This window comes from Acinetobacter sp. XH1741 (assembly GCF_041021895.1).
Taxonomy (GTDB): domain Bacteria; phylum Pseudomonadota; class Gammaproteobacteria; order Pseudomonadales; family Moraxellaceae; genus Acinetobacter.
The window spans coordinates 1,608,322-1,630,522 of record NZ_CP157428.1 but is presented as its reverse complement, the minus strand read 5'-3'; the positions used below and the strand labels follow the sequence as shown (position 1 = coordinate 1,630,522).

The 22,201-nt window shown below is 39.7% G+C and carries 8 protein-coding genes; 4 read left to right on the top strand and 4 right to left on the bottom strand.

The features are described 5' to 3' along the window. Window positions 1-88: 88 nt before the first annotated feature. The 4 genes from ABLB96_RS07805 to ata form a co-directional block, all read right to left on the bottom strand. The gene (locus tag ABLB96_RS07805; protein ID WP_348896490.1) at window positions 89-871 is read right to left on the bottom strand and encodes an OmpA family protein; all 783 of its coding nucleotides are present in this window, start codon (window positions 869-871) and stop codon (window positions 89-91) included. Window positions 872-930: 59 nt separating this feature from the next. After that, window positions 931-8,319: an ESPR-type extended signal peptide-containing protein gene (locus tag ABLB96_RS07800; RefSeq protein WP_348896491.1), complete on the bottom strand. Its 7,389-nt coding sequence runs from the start codon at window positions 8,317-8,319 to the stop codon at window positions 931-933. 611 nt (window positions 8,320-8,930) lie between these two features. After that, the gene (locus tag ABLB96_RS07795) at window positions 8,931-9,710 is read right to left on the bottom strand and encodes an OmpA family protein (RefSeq protein WP_348898538.1); all 780 of its coding nucleotides are present in this window, start codon (window positions 9,708-9,710) and stop codon (window positions 8,931-8,933) included. Window positions 9,711-9,770: 60 nt separating this feature from the next. Next, window positions 9,771-16,022: a trimeric autotransporter adhesin Ata gene (ata, locus tag ABLB96_RS07790; RefSeq protein ID WP_348898537.1), complete on the bottom strand. Its 6,252-nt coding sequence runs from the start codon at window positions 16,020-16,022 to the stop codon at window positions 9,771-9,773. A 788-nt stretch (window positions 16,023-16,810) separates the two neighbouring features. Between ata and lon the strand changes: the two genes are divergently transcribed. The 4 genes from lon (at window position 16,811) to ABLB96_RS07770 (ending at window position 22,190) form a co-directional block, all read left to right on the top strand. Further along, window positions 16,811-19,240: an endopeptidase La gene (gene lon, locus ABLB96_RS07785; protein ID WP_348895998.1), complete on the top strand. Its 2,430-nt coding sequence runs from the start codon at window positions 16,811-16,813 to the stop codon at window positions 19,238-19,240. A gap of 303 nt (window positions 19,241-19,543) precedes the next feature. Further along, window positions 19,544-20,023, top strand: a complete 480-nt coding sequence (gene rlmH / locus ABLB96_RS07780) for a 23S rRNA (pseudouridine(1915)-N(3))-methyltransferase RlmH (protein WP_348895999.1) — start codon at window positions 19,544-19,546, stop codon at window positions 20,021-20,023. A gap of 111 nt (window positions 20,024-20,134) precedes the next feature. Continuing rightward, entirely contained in the window at window positions 20,135-20,911 is a 777-nt protein-coding gene (locus ABLB96_RS07775; RefSeq protein WP_348896000.1) for a class III extradiol ring-cleavage dioxygenase, read from the top strand. Between the two features lie 169 nt (window positions 20,912-21,080). Further along, complete coding sequence (locus tag ABLB96_RS07770; RefSeq protein ID WP_348896001.1) at window positions 21,081-22,190, top strand: META and DUF4377 domain-containing protein; 1,110 nt, start codon at window positions 21,081-21,083, stop codon at window positions 22,188-22,190. The last annotated feature ends 11 nt before the right edge of the window (window positions 22,191-22,201 follow it).

Below are 22,201 nucleotides of genomic sequence, written 5' to 3'. Positions count from 1 at the left end.
TTTAAATATATGCTTTGTATTTTTTAGTCTCCTAAAACGAAAAAGTAACCACCCTAAGAGGGTGATTACTTTGCCGTGACAGACCGTTTTACCAAGTTATATTAACACGTCTATTTGGTGCTAAACATTGAATAAGTTGTGAACTATTGTTACCGCTACACTGCTTATATATATCGGTCTGACTATTTGCCTGTATTTGTATACGATTTGGATCTACTCCCTGTTGTACAAGTAGTTTAGCCACCGTATTGGCTCGTTTAGAAGATAATTCTTGGTTATGACTAAACTTACCTAATGGATCTGCAAATCCAGAAACAATAATAGGTGTTGTCGATGGGCTTTGCTTAATTTGATCGACAACTTTGTCTAGATTGTTTAAACCCTGCTGAATTGCAGCTGCATCGGAACGATCAAAAGCGAATAAAACGCTTGCTGTACGTCCACTAATCACAGCATTGTTCACAGGTGACTGATTATTTTCACCCAAAGCAGCTAAGCCTTCGCACTCCTCACCTTTCCACGATAAACGTTCTGCCAAATACTTTTTATTAAAATCAATACGTAACTGGCAGCGTTTATACTGGTTTGTGTGAGGAATACGCACATCAAGTACATAGTTCCAGACTTTTACTGCAAATACTCCTTCACTAAATTGGGGATTGCCCAATAAAGCTCGAATCTGGTCTTTATTCAGCCCTAAGTCTAAACGAGCAACATCTTGGTACTCATAACGTTTTACTTGTTTTAAATAGCTATCAGATACTTTAGGAAAAGTAACCTCTTGCTGAGATCTTGTGTCTTCTTGTGCATAACTAACCATTGCCAGGCCAGAAAGAACAGCAATAAATAACACCTTAACTGTATTTTTCATATTTTTACTCTCGAAATGGAGAATGAGGAAGGCCTTAAGCCTTCCTCGCCTAGTCAAAATTAGTCAATGACTGTACTTACACCAACTCGTACTAATGGGCTACCCTGACTGCCAAGCGCTGCACCTGTTGTAAGTGACCAGCGACCGTTGTCGGCTGTTTTACGCACAGTCACACCTACAGCATTTTGCTGATTATAGTAAGCAGCACCAACAGCCATAGTGACTTTCCCTGCAATAAATGGCGCATTTTCAAGTGCAGCATTTGCAGCAATACCAGCAGACATTTTTTCTTCCAAGTTGTCGATACGCTGATTTGTTGCATAGAACGCTTGCTCAAGCTTGTTGTTCACATTATCAATTTTATTGTTTAATGTTTGATCAGCTTGATTCAATGCGCCTATCGCATCACCGACATTGTTGTAAGACTTATCAGCCACGTTATACGTAGGGTTTGAGAAGCTTTCGGTAATATTGTTATAACCCGCTCCACCACCTAGTGCGTTTACAAGCGCCTGATTGGTTGCATTAAGCTGAGAACCATTTACTGCATCTTTTGAAGACTCAGTCACTGCACCCGCTTTAACGCCAGTCACCGTACGGTCACCCGCTTTTCCAGCAACATTAACTTGTGTACCACCCGTGTCTTTACCAACAGTAATCGCAGCATCTTTATCCGCTTGTTGAACTAGACCAGTTTTACCATTGTTAATGTTATTTTGAAGGTTCGAGATATCACCCGTATTTTTGTCAACCTGTTGTTGAACATTCCACAACTGGCCTCCATTTACAGCATCTTTAGAACCTTCTGCTACCGTACCATTTGCGACATTCTTAAGTGCTGTACCATTAGCACCACCTGCTAAAGTCACAGAGTCTTTGTTGACTGTACCATCTGCATTTTTGTCATACTGAACTGCACTATTAGCCAATGCACCAACATTGTTATTAATGTTCGTGATTGCACTATCAAGTTGGCCTTTGTTCACTGCATCTGTCGTGTTAACACCAGCAGCTACATTGGTAATAACCTTGTTACCTGCACTGATTCCAGAAGTCATAATACTTGGTCCACCAACAATAGTTAAACCTGTTGCTCCTAACTGAACGTTATCTCCAACTTTTACGCCAGTCGTATCAATTACTGTCGTACCCGTTGTAACGCTATCAACCTTCAAGTTTTTGTTCAGCGCAACCTTAATGTTACCTTCATTATCCGTATTGCTCGTCTGAGCAACGGTTAAGTTATCGTCGCCTGTAAAGTTGACTTTGCCATTTGGCTTGATGTTTTTAGCAGTCGCTGTATCGCCATTGGCTGAAACAGTCCAGCCTGCATTTGCTGCTGTACCTGCATCAGTGACTGCTTTATCAAGTGCTGTTAATGCATCGCCTACATTGTTGGCACTTGTACCTGCAACATTATAAGTCGGGTTAGAAATCGAACCATCTGGATTAGCTTTGGCACCACCACCAAAAATATTGGCTGTAGAATCACCATTCTTAGTCACACGATTATCGAGGGTATTTAACTGGCTACCATTTACTGCATCTGTTGATGTAGCAGAAATAGTGCCTGCTGCAACATTAGTAATCTTTTGGTTAGCTGCATTAATGCCAGACTTGGTCACGCTTGGACCGCCTGTGATAGTTAAACCATTGGTATCTAGTTTGCTGTCGCCTGCCGTTACGCTGTCAATATTAAGATCACGGTTTAAGCCATACTGGATATTGTTTCCAGTCTTGGTGACTTTCAGGTTTGTTTCGCCTGTAGCCGTACCAATATCAACCGTATCACCAGCTTTCACTGCACCTGCATTGGCACCATTGCTTTGTAGTGTCCAGCCTTTGTCCAATGCAGTGATTGCAGCACCCACGTTATTTACGTTATTGCCATTTACGGTATAAGTTGGTGAACTAACTGCACCTGTAACAGGATTATAAACTGCACCACCACCTAGGTTGTTCGCTGTACTGGTTCCCAACGCATCTGTCTTGGTATTGGCTGCTGTAGTTACTGCACCCAATTGGCTTACATTAACAGCATCGGTCGGATTAGTTCCTGCTGCAACATTGGTAATCTTCTGGTTGCCTGCATTAATACCAGCAGACGTTACACTTGGCCCACCAGTAATGGTTAATCCACTGTTATCAACCTTAGTATTGCCAGCCGTTAAACCACTGTTATCAACTTTAGTATTGCCAACCGTTAAACTACCTGCATTGGTTAAACCAATGTTGTCATTCACGCTGTATTTATAAGTATTGGTTGTCGGATCATAGGTTGCAGTGGTATTAGTCCCATCTGCAAAGTTAACCGTTTCACCCAACTTCACGTTGTCAGCCGTACCACCATTGACACTAAAATTCAGGCCTTTGTCTGCCGTCGCTTGTGCTGCCGCTGCATTGGTCACTGCTGTATTTGCAGTATTTTGAGCAGTCGTTACATTCTGATTGGTTGCATTTAACTGGCTACCATTGACTGCATCTGTTGATGTAGCAGAAATAGTGCCTGCTGCAACGTTAGTAACTTTTTGGTTACCCGCATTAATACCTGCAGACGTTACACTTGGACCACCAGTAATGGTTAATCCACTGTTATCAACCTTAGTGTTACCTACGGTTAAACTGCCAGCATTGGTTAACGCAATGTTGTCATTCACGCTGTATTTATAAGTATTGGTTGTCGGGTCATACGTTGCAGTCGTGTTCGTACCATCTGCAAAGTTAACCGTTTCACCTAACTTCACGTTGTCTGCTGTACCACCATTGACACTAAAGTTCAGGCCTTTGTCTGCCGTCGCTTGTGCTGCTGCTGCATTGGTCACTGCCGTGTTTGCAGTGTTCTGAGCAGTCGTTACATTCTGGTTGGTTGCATTTAACTGGCTACCATTCACTGCATCTGTTGATGTAGACGAAATAGTGCCTGCTGTAACGTTGGTGATCTTTTGATTAGCCGCATTAATGCCAGACTTGGTCACGCTTGGGCCACCTGCAATAGTTAAACCGTTAGTGTCTAACTTGCTGTCACCTGCCGTTACGCTGTCAATATTCAGATCACGGTTTAAGCCATACTGGATATTGTTTCCAGTTTTGGTGACTTTCAGGTTGGCTTCACCTGCAACTGTACCAATGTCAACGGTATCACCAGCTTTCACTGCACCAGCATTGCTACCATTGCTTTGTAATGTCCAGCCTTTGTCCAATTCACTGATTGCAGCGCCCACGTTATTTACGTTAGTACCATTTACAGTATAGATCGGTGAACTAACTGCACCTGTAACAGGATTATAAACTGCACCACCACCTAAATTGCTCGCGGTACTGGTACCTAAAGCATCTGTCTTGGTATTGGCTGCTGTAGTTGCTGCACCCAATTGGCTTACATTAACAGCATCGGTCGGGTTAGTACCTGCTGCAACATTGGTAATCTTCTGGTTGCCTGCATTAATACCAGCAGACGTTACACTTGGACCACCAGTAATGGTTAATCCACTGTTATCAACTTTAGTGTTGCCGACCGTTAAGCTACCTGTATTGGTTAACGCAATGTTGTCATTCACGCTGTATTTATAAGTATTGGTTGCTGGGTCATACGTCGCAGTCGTATTCGTACCATCTGCAAAGTTAACCGTTTCACCCAACTTCACGTTCTTAGCCGTACCACCATTGACACTAAAGTTCAGGCCTTTGTCTGCCGTTGCTTGGGCTGCTGCTGCGTTGGTCACTGCCGTGTTTGCAGTATTTTGCGCAGTCGTTACATTCTGGTTGGTCGCATTTAACTGGCTACCATTCACTGCATCTGTTGATGTAGCAGAAATGGTTCCTGCTGCAACATTAGTAATCTTTTGGTTAGCTGCATTAATGCCAGACTTGGTTACACTTGGACCGCCAGTAATAGTTAAACCGTTAGTGTCTAACTTGCTGTCGCCTGCCGTTACACTGTCAATATTAAGATCACGGTTTAAGCCATACTGGATATTGTTACCAGTTTTAGTTACTTTCAGGTTCGTTTCACCTGTAGCCGTACCAATATCAACCGTATCACCAGCTTTCACTGCACCTGCATTGGCACCATTGCTTTGTAGTGTCCAGCCTTTGTCCAATGCCGTGATTGCAGCGCCCACGTTATTTACGTTGTTGCCATTTACAGTATAAATCGGTGAACTAACTGCACCTGTAACAGGATTATAAACTGCACCACCACCTAAATTACTTGCGGTACTGGTACCTAAAGCATCTGTCTTGGTATTGGCTGCTGTAGTTGCTGCACCCAACTGGCTTACATTAACAGCATCGGTCGGGTTAGTACCTGCTGCAACGTTAGTAATCTTCTGGTTGCCCGCATCAATACCAGCAGACGTTACACTTGGACCACCAGTAATGGTTAATCCACTGTTATCAACTTTAGTGTTACCTACGGTTAAACTGCCAGCATTGGTTAATGCAATGTTGTCATTCACGTTGTATTTATAAGTATTGGTTGTCGGGTCATACGTTGCAGTGGTGTTCGTACCATCTGCAAAGTTAACCGTTTCACCCAACTTCACGTTGTCAGCCGTACCACCATTGACACTAAAGTTCAGGCCTTTGTCTGCCGTCGCTTGGGCTGCGGCTGCATTGGTGACTGCTGTGTTTGCAGTATTTTGAGCAGTCGTTACATTCTGGTTGGTCGCATTTAACTGGCTACCATTGACTGCATCTGTTGATGTAGAAGAAATAGTGCCTGCTGCAACGTTAGTAACCTTTTGGTTACCCGCATTAATACCTGCAGTCGTTACACTTGGGCCACCAGTAATGGTTAATCCACTGTTATCAACTTTAGTGTTGCCAACCGTTAAACTACCTGCATTGGTTAATGCAATGTTGTCATTCACACTGTATTTATAAGTATTGGTTGTCGGGTCATACGTTGCAGTCGTGTTGGTACCATCTGCAAAGTTAACCGTTTCACCTAACTTCACGTTGTCTGCTGTACCACCATTCACACTAAAGTTCAGGCCTTTGTCTGCCGTCGCTTGTGCTGCTGCTGCGTTGGTCACTGCTGTATTTGCAGTATTTTGCGCAGCCGTTACATTCTGGTTGGTCGCATTTAACTGGCTACCATTCACTGCATCTGTAGATGTAGACGAAATAGTGCCTGCTGCTACGTTAGTAATCTTCTGGTTAGCCGCATTAATGCCAGACTTGGTCACACTTGGGCCACCAGTAATGGTTAATCCACTGTTATCAACCTTGGTGTTGCCAACCGTTAAGCTACCCGCATTGGTTAAACCAATATTGTCATTCACGCTGTATTTATAAGTATTGGTTGTCGGATCATACGTTGCAGTGGTGTTAGTCCCATCTGCAAAGTTAACCGTTTCACCTAGCTTCACATTGTCTGCTGTGCCACCATTGACACTAAAGTTTAGGCCTTTATCTGCCGTTGCTTGGGCTGCTGCTGCATTGGTCACTGCTGTATTTGCAGTATTTTGCGCAGTCGTTACATTCTGGTTGGTGGTATTTAACTGGCTACCATTCACTGCATCTGTGGATGTAGATGAAATAGTGCCTGCCGCGACATTGATGATTTTATTTCCACCATTATCTAGCCCAGTATTTGTTAATTTTACTGGACCATTCGCCCCACCATTAACTGTAACACCTGTACTATTCAGCACCGTATTACCAGTTGTTACGCTATTTAATGAAATATCATCAGCTAAATCAAAAGTAACATCAGTATTGCTATTTAATTCATCCGCTACTTTGGCAACAGTATTTTTACCATTGATAAAGCTAACTTTATCATTTGTGTTATCGCCAATAGTCGCTTTATTGGTCGTTCCTTGACGTATCGCAAATGTATTCGCGTTTACAGTATAAGTCGTTATACCGTTACTATCTGTTCCCTGAGCAACTGTCGTACCTGTTCCAGCTAAAACTTTAGAAGTTGCTTTCTTTAACTGTGCGACATTGGCTGCATCTGTATCATTTGTTCCAGCCGCAACGCTAGTAATCTGGCGAGTTCGTGTAGTTCCATTTCCAACTGAAACAGCAGCATCTGTTGCCTTCCAAGTACTATTGGTACTTGTTGTACTCGTTTCAGTTAAAGGATCATATCCGAGTGAACCAGAAGCTCTATCAGCAACAGAACCACTACCTAAAGCAACCGAGTTATTCTGTAAGGTTGCTTGTGCTCCGGCACCAATTGCTACAGATGTTTGAGAAGAAGCTGCGCTATTTGAACCAATAGAAACACTTTGGTCTCCAGCTGTAGCAACTGAACCAACTGCTACTGCCAGATTTGATGCAGTTGATTGCGTACCTACAACCACTGCATTTGTACCAGTCGCCGCAGTGTTAGTACCTATTGATATCGAGTTTGCCCCAGATGCACTGGCACCTTTTTGAGTCGCTGTTGCACCTGATTGTACGTAGGCAGTACTTTTTAAGTCTTTTCCTGCACCAATTGCAATTGAATCACCACCTGTAGCAGCAGAATTAATACCTACAGCAACATCACCTGTTTTACCTGTATAAGCCAATGCACCAATAGATAAACTACCTTGCCCCTCTGCATCCGCTTTTGTACCTAATGCTACTGATGCTAGTGCCCCAGCTGTCGCTACAGGACCTAAAGCTGTCCCCAAATCATTAGCAGTTGATTTTGACCCTACCGCAACCGCAGCTTCACCTGTTTGTACACTGGTATAACGATTTCCTACTGCAGATGCACCACCATTTGTTTGTTCAAAGTTGACTAAGTAATCGCCCGTCAAATTTTTATATGCAGTTGCAGTAGCAGTATTGTTATATACAGCATTATCACCAGCAGCTGGCGTATAGTTAAAAGCTGGAGCATTCGTACTAGCGACTTTATCCATATCGTCAGCACCAATAGCGACAGATGAATTACCTTTCGCTACAGTCTGACCACCTAATGCGACAGCTTGCGCTCCACTTGCCGTGGCTTGAGCACCAATCGCGATAGACTCATTATAAGTTCCCGTCGCATTTGCTGGATTTACTGTAGAAGCTTGGCTTCCTATTGCAATATCTCTATCTGAATCTGTTACAGCACCACAACCAAACGCTAATGAACGGTCTCCTCCTACATAAGCTTGGCCAGTAGTCGTTCCCGGTGTGGTTCCAGTACATGCTGACATTGCTGTTGAGTTAACAGTACCATTTGGCCCAAGAGCACCACCATTAACACCAACTGCACCAAAAGTGATGGAAGGAACAAGTACTGTTAGTACCCCCCATGTAAGTGGTTTGATTCGAAAAAGGAGTGGTGCTGGGAGAGATGAGGGATTGATAATTAAATTATTGTTTGAAACTTCAGTTGAAAGTACCAAAGCATCATCTGTTCTTTGGCTACGAGTTTTTGAATGGCCCTTTGCAATTTCAGAAACGGCAACCCAGATTCCTAATGAAGCATTCCAAATGACTTTGTATATCTTATTCATATGCTTACTCGCATTTTTACACAAAATAGACGATGCTTACCTTAAGTTACATAAAGTTTCAAAAAGCAAAAGGTATAGCAATTTTCGCGCACTATATCAGAGAAAAAATGAGAAATAAATCACACAAAAAATCAGTAATGGGAAAAGTTTCTTAAAAAAATGAACAATATATAAACACTTAAATAGAAAAAAAATATTATAAAATTCTTATAAAAATAAAAGTTGCGAGCATTGAAAGGTTTTCTTATGTTAATTATTTAAATCCCACTTAAGTTATAAATAAAACATATACTTTTAAAATATTAAACTTTTCCATGAAAAAATTTAAAAATATTTTTTATATAGACAAAATTTTAATTGTAAAAATTTTTATAGAGCTAGAGGTTTGTTACACAGCATTCATATATTGATTAGTTATACTTTAGAACATCAAAGCAGGTGCTAAACACTAGAGAGGTTGATGGCTTCATGGCTCTTTTATTATTTAAAGAAATGATGTTTATCTAAATTTATAAACTGAATAGGTTTAAATATATGTTTTTTATTTTTTAGCCTCCTAAAACGAAAAAGTCACCATCTTAGAGGATGGTGACTTTTTCGCGCAGACCGTTTTACCAAGTAATATTAACACGTCTATTTGGTGCTAAACATTGAATAATTTGTGAACTATTGTTACCGCTACACTGCTTATATAAATCGGTTTGGCTATTTGCATGTATTTGTATTCGGCTTGCTTCAATACCTTGTTCTACCAATAGCTTGGCAACCGTATTAGCACGTTGAGAAGACAATTTCTGGTTATAGCTAAATTTACCCAAAGGATCTGTAAAGCCCGAAACTACAATAGGAGTTGTTGCCCCACTTTTCTTGATTTGTTCAGCAACTTTAGTAACGCTATCAGTTCCTTGTTCAATCGCTTTAGCATCAAACTGATCAAAAGCAAATAACACACTGGCTGTACGCTCACCTATTAAGTTGCTATGCGCTGGTACCTGATTATTTTCCCCCCAAGCAACCAAGCCTTCACATGCTTCACCTTTCCATGATAAACGCTCTGCCAAATAGTGCTTATCAAAATCAATACGCAACTGACAACGTTGATATTGGTTCGTATTAGGAATACGAACATCAAGTACATAGTTCCAGATTTTTACTGCAAAAAGACCTTCACTAAATTGTGGATTACCCAATAAAGCTCGAATTTGATCTTTATTCAGTCCTGCATCTAAACGAGCAACATCTTGGTATTCATAACGTTTTACTTGTTTTAAATAACTTTTTTCAATTGCAGGAAAATGAATTTCCTGTTGTTGAACGGGTTCATTTGCATAAGTTGTCACCGCGAAACCAGCAAAGGCTGCTACGACTAAGCTTTGGATTGTTTTGTTCATCTCTATAATCTCTTTAATCTGTCGAGCAAGGAGAGCATTGCTACTCTCCTAACCAGTTTCTTAGTTAATAACACCACTAATACCAATACGAACGCTTGGCTCACCTTGAGAAGCAGCTGCCACACCACCTGTGATTGACCAACGGCCATTGTCAGAGGTTTTACGTAAGGTCACACCAACTGCGTTTTCACCACCATGATATGCCGCACCCACAGCATAGGTATATTTGCCTGCTACGAAGGGTGCATTTTCTAGGGCCATTGCAGCGGCAATACCTGCATTGGCTTTTTTCTCAACGTCATCAATACGTTTATTGGTGTCATAGAACACTTGTTGTAACTGATCACCCAGATTGGTAATTTTATTACCCAGTTCTTGGTTAGATTGATTTAATGTACCAATCGCATCATTAATATTGTCTTTACCCGTTCCACCAATATTCTTAGTCGTGATTGAACCATCACTATTTACTGATGTATTTCCACCAATACTGTTTTTAATACTGTCTGAAATATTGTGAATCTGACCACCATTTACGGCTTGGTTCGAACCGGCTTTAATCTCGCCATCTTTGACACCTTGGACAACACGGTCACCGTCTTTACCAGCCATATTTACGCTAGTACCACCAGTATCCTTACCAACCGTGATTTCACCATTTGGTTTTTGCTGTTGAACTAAACCAGCTTTACCATTAGAAATGTTGTCAATATTGTTCTGAATGTTCTTAATATCATTCGAGTTCTTATCGACTTGATTTTGAACATTCCATAATTGGCCACCATTTACGGCATCTTTAGAACCTTCAGCAACTTTACCATCAGCTACATTTTTCAGGTTTGTACCTTTATCTCCGCCACCTAAAGTGACTGAGTTCTTATCGACATTGCCATTTTTATCTTTGTCATACTGCACAGCATGATCAGAAAGTTTGCCAATATCTTTACCAATTTGATCTTTAACATCATTAATTTGCTTATCTAACTGGCCTTTATTGACAGCATCTTTGGCATTTACACCATCAGCAACATTGGTAACTTTTTTACCACCCGCATCAATACCATTAATTGTGACACTTGGACCGTCTTTAATGATGAGACCTTGCTGATTCAAGATATGACCACCGACATTTACACTGTCGAACTTCACATCTTTTAGCATTTCGATTTTGATGCCATCTTCTGTGGTACGAGTAATGATGTTTTCACCACTGGTTTTATCCTCAGCAATTTCTGCATCAGCACCACCCATAATATTGATGGTGTCACCAAGCTTACGGTGGACAGCTTTACCTTTAGTTGCCTTCTGGTCATTCGCACCAAAATTCAACCCTTTTTGAGTCAAGTCATTTACACCATTAGTAACTTTGTCATCTACAGACTTGATAGCATCATTGATGTTGTTTTTACCCGTTCCACCAATGTTATTGGTAGTCAAACTACCATCTGGGTTTACAACTGTATTGCCACCAATACTATTTTTAATACTTTTTGAAATATTGTGAATCTGGCTACCATTTACAGCATCTTTAGAGTTTTGTGCAATCACACCGTTCGCGACATCAGTAATTTTCTTACCGCCAGCATTAATGCCATCTTTAGTCATGCTTGGACCATCTTTAATAGTCAAACCATTATGATTAAGTACGCTATCGCCCGCAGTTACGCTGTCTAATATCAGATCTTTTTTGGTTGATACTTCGTAGTTAGTACTGCCATCTTTATTTACAGTTTCTTTTACTACAATGTTGTCACCTTCAGTTACAGTCGTTTTTGCTTTAGTTGCAGTATTTTTCACTTCACTAATTGCATCATTGATGTTGTTTTTACCTGTTCCACCAATGTTATTTGTGGTCAAACTACCATCTGGATTTACAACTGTATTGCCACCAATACTATTTTTAATACTGTTTGAAATATTGTGAATTTGGCTACCATTTACTGCTTCTTTTGAAGTCGATGAAATATTACCTGCTTTCACATTATCTAAAACCGTACCATCCTTACCTTTTAAAGTAACTTTGTCTTTGGTCTTGGCGTCATCGTATTTCACCGCAGCATCATCAGTTGCATTTTGCTTAGCAGCAAGATCATCTAATTGACCTTTATTAACTGCATCTTTAGCATTTACACCATCAGCTACATTGGTAATTTGTTTACCGCCAGCATTAATACCATCTTTAGTAATGCTTGGACCGTCTTTAATCGTCAGACCATTATTGTTTAAAGTAGTATTGCCAGTAGTCACACTGTCAAACTTCGAGTCTTTTAACAGTTCAATCTGAATGCCATCTTGAGTGGTACGAGTAATGACATTTTCACCGCTTGTTTTTGAAGCTGGTGTTGAGGCAGCTGCACCACCCACAATGTTGAGCTTCTCGCCAAGTTTACGATGTACATCTGCACCGCTATTACCAGCAAAGTTTAAGCCTTTGTTTTCAACATCCTTAATGCCATTTGTAACTTTGTCATCTACAGATTTAATTGCATCATTGATGTTGTTTTTGCCTGTTCCACCAATGTTATTCGTAGTCAAACTACCATCTGGATTTACAACTGTATTGCCACCAATACTATTTTTAATACTGTTTGAAATATTGTGAATCTGGCTACCATTTACTGCTTCTTTTGAAGTCGATGAAATGTTACCTGCTTTCACGTTATCTAAAACCGTACCGTCCTTACCTTTTAAGGTAACTTTGTCTTTGGTCTTAGCATCATCGTATTTCACTGCAGCATCATCAGTTGCATTTTGCTTGGCAGCAAGATCATCTAACTGACCTTTATTGACTGCATCTTTAGCATTTACACCATCAGCCACATTGGTAATTTGTTTACCACCCGCATTAATACCTTCTTTAGTAATGCTTGGCCCATCTTTAATAGTCAGACCATTATTGTTTAAAGTGGTATTGCCAGTAGTCACACTGTCAAACTTCGAATCTTTTAACAGTTCAATCTGAATACCATCTTGAGTGGTACGAGTAATGACATTTTCACCGCTTGTTTTTGAAGCTGGTGTTGAGGCAGCTGCACCACCCACTATATTGAGCTTCTCGCCAAGTTTACGATGTACATCTGCACCGCTATTACCAGCAAAGTTCAAGCCTTTGTTTTCAAGCTCGGTCTTGGTGTTATCGATTTTGCTATTCAGTTCAGTTTTCGTATTACCAATCGTGTTGTTTAACTCAGTTTTAGTATCGTTAATCTGAGTTGTTAACTGATCTTTGGTATTGTTTAACTTGGTATTGGTGTCCGTAATCTGATTACCAAGATCATTCTTAGCATCATTTAAATTCTTGTTGGTATCTGCGATCTGATTACCCAAATCTTTTTTCACATCATTTAACTGATTATTTGTATCAGTAATTTTGCCATTCAAGTTATCTTTTACTTTGGTTAGCTGATCAACATTTACTGCATCTTTAGCATTTACACCATCAGCTACATTGGTAATTTGTTTACCGCCAGCATTAATACCATCTTTAGTAATGCTTGGACCGTCTTTAATCGTCAGACCATTATTGTTTAAAGTAGTATTGCCAGTAGTCACACTGTCAAACTTCGAGTCTTTTAACAGTTCAATCTGAATGCCATCTTGAGTGGTACGGGTAATGACATTTTCACCGCTTGTTTTTGAAGCTGGTGTTGAAGCAGCTGCACCACCCACAATATTGAGCTTCTCGCCCAATTTACGATGTACGTCTGCACCACTATTGCCAGCAAAGTTCAAACCTTTGTTTTCAAGCTCGGTCTTGGTGTTGTCAATTTTGCTATTCAGTTCAATTTTCGTATTACCAATCGTATTGTTTAACTCAGTTTTAGTGTCGTTAATCTGAGTTGTTAACTGATCTTTGGTATTGTTTAACTTGGTGTTTGTATCCGTAATCTGGTTACCCAAGTCAGTTTTTGTATCATCTAACTTTTGATTTAGATTGGTAATATTCTGAGCATTTTTACTAATATTGCTCGCATTTTGATTTACACGTCCATCAACATTTTTAAGCTGGCGTACTGTTACTGCATCCGAGTCAGCCGAACCATCTTCAACATTGGTAATACGGCGTTCTTTTCCAGCCGATCCAACAGAAATAACACCATTAGATTTAGAAGCATCGCGATTCGTGAGGAAAGAACTTCCTGTCGCTTCAGTTGCTACAGCATCTTGACCTAAAGCAACACTATTTTTAGCTTCTACTTTACTGCGTGCGCCTAAAGCTACACCACCTTCAACCAATGATTGAGCACCTTGACCAATTGCAACTGCATTTTCTTGGTCAGCAATTGCACCACCACCAATAGCGGCAGCATTTTTACCCGCTGCTTTTGCACCGCCGCCTACAGCAGCAGCATTTTCGTTTGTAGCCTCAGCCCCTTTACCAATTGCAGCCGAGTTATCGCCTGTTGCTTGGGCACCACTACCAATTGCAGCAGCACTGTGTCCAGTTGCTTTTGCACCTTCACCTGGTTTATTACCAGAACCAATTGCTGTTGAATTTGTACCCGATGCAAATGAGTTAATACCCATTGCCGATGCGCCGTCACCTGTTGCTTGAGCAACCGCACCAAATGCAGCGGCACCTTTACCCGAAGCATTTGACATCACACCAAAAGCCGAGGAAGCATCACCCGTAGCTTTAGAAGTCATACCAAAAGCCGATGAAAATGCACCAGTACCCACTGCTTGAGTACCTACAGCAGTTGAGCCGTGATTCGCTTCAGTCGTTGGATACTTACCTGCTTTAAGCACACCACCTGTAATTTCTGTATAGGTTTTACTCAACTCGGCATCTTGGGCGATTTTATCTACATCATCACCACCAATGGCAACAGATGAGTTTCCTCTTGCAATGACATCCGCACCAATCGCAATTGACTGATCTCCAATTGCTTTTGTCTGATCACCAATCGCAATCGACTGATTGCTATAGCCAGTCGGCGTTCCTGCTGCACCTTTTGTCGATGCATTACGGCCAATAGCAACATCACCACTGCCAATGGTTTGGCTGCTACTTCCCATTGAAATTGCACCAACGCCCATTGCTTGTGCATATCCACCAATCGCCAATGCATCACGACCAGCAGCCGAAGTATTCACCCCAACAGCAATCGCATTAAGTCCAGTCGCCCCATCATTTTCAAAATTGCCACCTTGCTGACCATTGTCATTAATACTGACATAGTGAGTACGAGCGGCTTTTAACTGACGTATAGTGGCAGCATCCGAATCTGCTGCACCATCTGCTACGTTTTGAATACGGCGCTCACTTCCCACGTCACCAATTGATAAAACACCAGTTGGAGCTGATTGTTTAGTTAAGAAACTTTCACCTGTAGCTTGGACTGCTTTTGAATCTTTACCTACAGCAATACTATTTTCAGCTTCTGAACGGGCCCCTTTACCAATTGCGACACCACCATCAAAAGTAGCCTCAGCTTGGTCTCCAATCACAACTGCATTATCTTTTTTTGCTTTTGCGCCTGTACCAATTGCAACAGACTTTTTACCTTTAGATTCTGAAAATGCACCAATCGCTAAAGCATTTTCTTCTGTTGCTACTGCACCACCACCGAATGCAATCGAGTCTTTACCAGTTGCTTTTGTTGCCATTTTAGGTTGATAAGCAGCACCCGCCTGTCCTGCAACTGGGTCAGCATTTTCAATATCTGGTGAACCAATTGCAATTGAACGATAACCTTCTGCCGTTGCCGAATGCCCAATTGCTAAAGAACCTTTACCTGTAGCCGCTGCAACATTACCAATGGCTTGAGAAAAATCGGCAGTCGCTGCAGATTGACGTCCAAGTGCAAGAGCGGTATTCCCTGAAGATAGAGCACCTGTACCAATTGCTACACCTGAAATACCTTGTGTTGTTGCATAAGAACCAATTGCTGTTCCTAAACCTTTTTCAACTACAGCGCCCGTACCGACACTGATTGCTCCACCTTGTTTCATTGCACCGGCGTAAGCACCCGTAGAATTATTATATGGATTGTTACGGTTTGCGATGTTAGAGCCTGTTCTGTCTTGAGTTTGGGCGCCACAACCAATAGCGACATCTTTTTCATTGGCAGTATTCGCATTTCCTTCACGACATGAAGTTGTACCTGAAATAGATGTACCTTGACCTAATCCTCCATCGGTATTTGTCCCTGCAAAGGCATGTGGAGCAAAACTAATTACGCCCGCTAAAACCACCGCTGATACATTTAAAGTTTTTGATTTAGTCTTGGTTTTACCTTTTGCAATTTCAGATGTTGCAACCCATGCTCCAATCGAAGCATTCCAAATGACTTTATAAACTTTATTCATAAAACTTCTCAGACAAATACCAAAATCAAAGACCCATAAAAATGTAGAAGTACATTTTTATAATTTTCAGGCCCAAAAAAAGAGGCGGCATCCTAAATGAATAAATTTAAAGGGTAAATATAAAAACCACATAAACGCTCAAAAATATGAGACTTTAATCACAAAATATAATTTTATAGTTAATTTCAACATATTGAATTTATTTAATAAAAAATTAAAAAAGAATATATTGTTTAGTTTATGTTAATAGTTTGTAACTTTATTTTAAAATAGAATAATAGCTCTAAATATATGATTAATTTTGATAAAATTAATAAAAATAAATATTTTTAAAAATACATTTGTATTTTATTAAAATAGAATATTAACTCTAAAAAATATCGTTATTAATATAAATTTTTACTCGCAATTATATATTTTAAAATACATGTGTATATTATAAATAATAGTGCAATTACCTCATTAATAATAAAATTATAAAATAAATTAATTTTTAAATATACTTAACAGATATAGAAATTATAAAATAAAACTAAACAAAAACTTGTACCAGAAGAGAATTATCTTCCTTACATCGTAAAGAATAATTATTAAGTAAAAATGCTTAGCTTCACTACAAAATTTTATTCTTCTTAAGAATTAATCTATTGATTCATAACATTTTTAAAAAAAAGTTGACTAAATTAGTCATTTTTTCAACATTTTCTATTGTCATGCCCTTGTAATTTTTGAAATACACATCACTATAAAAAACATGGCAACCTCGTTGTCACTCATTAGGAGTGCCCATGTCTGAACTTATTATGAATGAAAAAACTGACTTAGAGCCTCAGGTTCCAAGTGTATTACCACTATTAGCGTTACGTGATGTGGTGGTTTATCCACACATGCAAATTGCGCTATTCGTGGGTCGTGAAAAATCGATCAATGCAGTTGATGTGGCTCGTAACAGTGACAATTTAGTATTTGTAGTTGCGCAAAAAGATTCGCTTACAGAAGAAATTGATCACGACAATTTATACCAGTACGGTACAGTCGCTAAGATTGTGCAAGTAGTTAATCATGAAAATGATGAAAACTGCATTAAAGTACTTATTGAAGGCTTACATCGTTCTAAGCTCACAAAAATTATCGATGAAGATAGTTATTTGACTGCTGAACATGATTTAAGTCCAATGACTATTAATGTAGATAAGGCAACTCAAGAGACTCGTTTACAAGAGTTACGTAACTTATTTGCTCAATATGCAGAAGCAAAATTACGTAATGCACGTGAATTAGTCGCTGCGGCTAATAAAATCGAAGACTTATTACAACTTATGTTCTTCGTAGCAACTCGTGTGCCTCTTAATATTGAAATTAAACAGAAGTTTCTAGAGCACGATGAGTTTGAAGCTCATTTACAAGAGTTGATGAACTACTTGATGAATCAATCTGCTGAACAGCAAATTGAACAAACTTTGCATGACAGCGTAAAACGCCAAATGGAAAAAAATCAACGCGAATACTTTCTAAATGAAAAAATGAAAGTTATTCAACGTGAGCTTTCCGATATGAATGGCGGTGCTGAAGATGACGTTGCTGAAATTGAGAAACGTCTTGCTGAAGCTGATTTACCTGAACACGTACGCAAAAAAGCTGAAGCTGAGTTCCGTAAACTTAAAGCAATGCAGCCCGCTTCTAGTGAAGCTGCCGTTGTACGTAACTATCTAGAAGTAATTTTAGATACGCCGTGGAACAAAGCAAGTAAAGTCAGTATTAACCTTGCGAAAGCTCAAGAGATTCTTGATGCTGACCATTATGGTCTTGATGATGTTAAAGACCGTATTGTTGAGTACTTAGCTGTTCAATCACGTGTGAAAAAACTCAAAGGCCCTATCCTTTGTTTAGTAGGTCCTCCAGGGGTTGGTAAAACTTCACTCGGTGAATCAGTAGCTAAAGCAACAGGTCGTGAATTTGTTCGCATGGCGCTTGGTGGCGTACGTGATGAAGCAGAAATTCGTGGACACCGTCGTACTTATATTGGTGCGATGCCAGGTAAAATTGTGCAGTCTTTAACAAAAGTCGGCGTGAAGAACCCATTGTTCTTACTCGATGAAATTGACAAGATGGCTCAAGACTACCGTGGTGACCCTGCTTCTGCATTGCTTGAAGTACTTGATCCATCACAAAACAGTAAGTTCAACGATCATTATTTAGATCTTGATCTTGACCTATCTGAAGTGATGTTCATCTGTACAGCAAACAGTATGAATATTCCAGAAGCATTGCTTGACCGTATGGAAGTTATTCGTCTACCAGGTTATACCGAAGATGAAAAAGTAAATATTGCTGAACGTTACCTTGTTCCAAAAGCAATTAAGAACAATGGTCTACGTGCAAAAGAGTTAACAATTCATGAAGAAGCGATTCGTGACATTGTTCAACGTTACACACGTGAAGCTGGTGTTCGTAGTTTAGAACGTGAAGTTTCTAAAATTGCGCGTAAGGTGGTAAAAGAAGCCGTAAGTAAAAAGTCTAAAAACTTACAGCTTGATGTTACCTCTGCTAACCTTCCTGAATACCTAGGTCCACACAAATTTGACTTTGGTATTGCAGAAGATGAAGCGCAAGTAGGTCGTGTAAACGGCTTGGCATGGACTTCTGTTGGTGGTGAATTACTTACTATTGAAGTTGCAGCTGTAAAAGGTAAAGGTAAATTTATTACAACCGGTTCTCTTGGTGATGTAATGAAAGAATCGATTACCGCAGCGATGACTGTAGTACGTACACGTGCTGATGAATTGGGTATTGAAGCGTCTCGTTTTGAAGAAACTGATGTACACGTTCACTTACCTGAAGGTGCAACTCCCAAAGATGGTCCATCTGCTGGTTTGGCATTAACAACTGCACTTGTATCAGCGTTTACTGGTATTGCAATTCGTCCAGATATTGCAATGACTGGTGAAACAAGTCTTGGTGGTCGTGCGATGCGTATCGGTGGCTTGAAAGAAAAACTTCTTGCTGCACATCGTGGTGGAATTAAGCTCGTCTTCATTCCTCAAGATAACGTACGTGACTTGGCAGAGATTCCTGACAATGTGAAAGAAGGGTTAGAAATCAAAGCTGTGAAAAGCATTGATGAAATCTTGCCTTTAGCATTAACCTCGATGCCAAAGCCTTTACCTAAGACACCGATTGTAAAACCGGTGGAAGGCTCAAAAGCAGCACGTCACTAATTGAAATTATAAAAAAGAGAGCTTCGGCTCTCTTTTTTTTGTTACATAATTTGATTGAAAAATATCCAACCTTCCTCATAATAAGAACTAAGAGTGATTAATTTTATTATTTGCTCTTAGCTATCTTATGTCATAGATAGGCTTGTTTTTTTATTCTCTATGATCATCTGAACTCCAGACAGATGATCATTTGATCGCAGTCCAACACCGTTTTTTGGACTGCGTTTTTTATGCCCAGTTGCTTTCCCGAAGTTATCATTGGCTCAGGTATACTATGTCAGCCGTTTTGACTAAATAGACAACATGAAAATTCGTATTCTGACCATTGGTCAAAAAATGCCTGCTTGGGTACTTACCGGTTTTGAAGATTATTTCAAACGCATCCAACCTTTTGTTCAGACTCAAGTCATTGAACTTCCAATGGCAAAACGCGGAAAGAATGACTCAGAAGCAGATATTTTGAAATACTGTCAAATTGAAGGTGAAAGTATTTTAAGTGCTTTGAAACCTAATGAGACTTTAATTGCTTTAGAAGTTGGTGGGCGTGAACTGAACACAGAAAAACTGGCTGATACCATGAAACAATGGATGCTTGAAGGTAATGATGTTGCACTGGCTATTGGTGGACCAGATGGCTTGTCAGATCAGGTACGTAAAGCTGCTGCTTGGCATTGGTCACTCTCAAAACTTACTATGCCGCATCCTTTAGTACGTGTTTTATTAATTGAGCAACTTTACCGAGCGATGAGCATTAATCATAATCATCCTTATCACCGTGCATAAAAAGAACAAACGTTTCATTTTAAGAACAATCCGTTGAAATCAGGATACTTTTAACATGTCCTGATTTTGGCATAATGACTATTATTCTGCTTTTAACTCAGGTGTAATGAAATGGAACTACTAACCCTTCCCGGACTGTTTATTTCACATGGCTCACCCATGCTTGCACTTGATCCAGAGCAAGTGGGTCCGGCTTTACACCGTCTTGGTATAAATCTACCTACCCCAAAGGCAATCATCGTGATGTCTGCCCACTGGGAAAGTAAAGCGCTTGAAGTAAGTAGTTCGACTCGCCCAGAAACATGGCATGACTTCCGTGGTTTTCCACCAGAGTTATATGATATTCGTTATAGTGCACCTGGTGAACCAGAACTTGCAGAAGAAATTTTGAAATTACTGGCAGATGCTCATTTTGTTGCTCATGCTAATAGCACTCGCCCTCGCGACCACGGTGTATGGATGCCTCTTTTACACATGTATCCAGATGCAGACATTCCTGTTGTTGAGATTTCTTTGCCAATGAGTTTAACAGCACAAGAAATTTATCGAATTGGACAAACACTTGCTCCTTTGCGCGAAAAACAAATCTTACTAATCGGCTCAGGAAGTATTACTCATAATTTGGCAGAATTGTCTTGGCAAGGAGACAACTCTAAAGTTCCTGAATGGGCTTCAACTTTTAGAAATAACGTAGTGAGTAAACTCAGTCATCAAGATTATGATGCTGTACTAGAGTGGCAGACACTTCCTTTTATAAAACGTAATCACCCAACCCTTGAACATTTTGCACCTTTGTTTTTTGCGATGGGAACTGGTCATCGTTTTACGATTGTTCACAGCAGCTTCTCAATGGGCTCATTGGGTATGGATATTTATCGTTTTGATTAATTTTTAGGCAATACCCCGTTTTGCGGGGTATACCATTATTTTTATTAAAATTTCGAATAATTTACAAACTTATACATTTTAAAAACCGAAACAATCATATGTTTACATTTTATTTTTTTAAGAATGTTTTAAGCTTAGTGCTGTTGTTTTTTTACTTGAAGTTTTTTAAATGAAAATTAAATATTTAATTCTTGCGTTATTACCTTTTTCTTTGATGGCGTGTCAAACAGTTTCAAATACTCAAGCTCCAATTGTATCTGAGCAACAACAAAACCTTGCAGCGACTTTAGGTGAATATGCTTGGACTTATCAAAATGTAAAAGCATCTAAGCCACTTGTTCTTAACTTTAATGCTGACGGTAAATTAGCAATTAATACAGGCTGTAATGGTCAAGGTGGTACTTGGAAAGTTGAAGGTAACCAACTTGTTACCTCTCCTCTTGCATCAACAATGATGGCTTGCCAAGACGATTTAATGAAACAAGAACAATTGTCTAATAGCATCTTTAGTGAAGCAAAATTACCAATCGAAATTAGTAATAGCAATGGTCAGGTAATCTTAAGCGTGACAGATAAAGCAGGTCAAAAGCATATTTTCCAAGGTGTAAAAGCAACTAATACTCAAGCTTTAACTGATTATTCATGGTCATACCAACCTGAAAATACTAAAAAGCCGATCGTTCTTAACTTTACAAATGACCGTTTATCTATCGCAACGGGTTGTAACCGTCAAGGCACAACTTGGAAAGTTGAAAACAATACCATCGTAACTGCTGATGTAATGTCAACAATGATGGCATGTGAACCTGCTTTAATGAAACAGGAACAATTCTCTAGCAGCCTCTTCCAAAAACGTGCGATTCCATTTGAACTTAATACAACAGATGCTGATCAACCAACATTGACAATCGTTGATGCTCAAGGTCAGAAATATACTTTCACAGGTAAAATGACACCTGAAGCAAAATATCAATCTGAAGGTAAAACTGTTTTCCTTGAAGTAGCGCCAGAAACTAAATCTTGTACGGGTGTTGCACCACAAACTTGCTTGCAAGTTCGTGAAGTTAAATATGATGACAAAGGCGTTAAAACTTATGCCGACAAAAACTGGTCATTATATTATGGTCAAATCGAAGGTTTTGAACACAATCCAAACCAACGCGTTATCTTACGTGTAAAACGTTTTGAAGTGAAAAACCCAGCAGCAGATCAATCTAGCCAAGCAGATGTGTTAGATATGGTTGTTGAGCAAGAAATGGTTAAAAAACCTAAAAAATAAGTTTTTAAACT

What these genes read in the sequence shown, in the direction of transcription:
- ABLB96_RS07805 (WP_348896490.1), bottom strand. Translation starts at nt 871, where the DNA reads ATGAAAAATACAGTTAAGGTGTTATTTATTGCTGTTCTTTCTGGCCTG.
- ABLB96_RS07800 (WP_348896491.1), bottom strand. Translation starts at nt 8,319, where the DNA reads ATGAATAAGATATACAAAGTCATTTGGAATGCTTCATTAGGAATCTGG.
- ABLB96_RS07795 (WP_348898538.1), bottom strand. Translation starts at nt 9,710, where the DNA reads ATGAACAAAACAATCCAAAGCTTAGTCGTAGCAGCCTTTGCTGGTTTC.
- ata (WP_348898537.1), bottom strand. Translation starts at nt 16,022, where the DNA reads ATGAATAAAGTTTATAAAGTCATTTGGAATGCTTCGATTGGAGCATGG.
- lon (WP_348895998.1), top strand. Translation starts at nt 16,811, where the DNA reads ATGTCTGAACTTATTATGAATGAAAAAACTGACTTAGAGCCTCAGGTT.
- rlmH (WP_348895999.1), top strand. Translation starts at nt 19,544, where the DNA reads ATGAAAATTCGTATTCTGACCATTGGTCAAAAAATGCCTGCTTGGGTA.
- ABLB96_RS07775 (WP_348896000.1), top strand. Translation starts at nt 20,135, where the DNA reads ATGGAACTACTAACCCTTCCCGGACTGTTTATTTCACATGGCTCACCC.
- ABLB96_RS07770 (WP_348896001.1), top strand. Translation starts at nt 21,081, where the DNA reads ATGAAAATTAAATATTTAATTCTTGCGTTATTACCTTTTTCTTTGATG.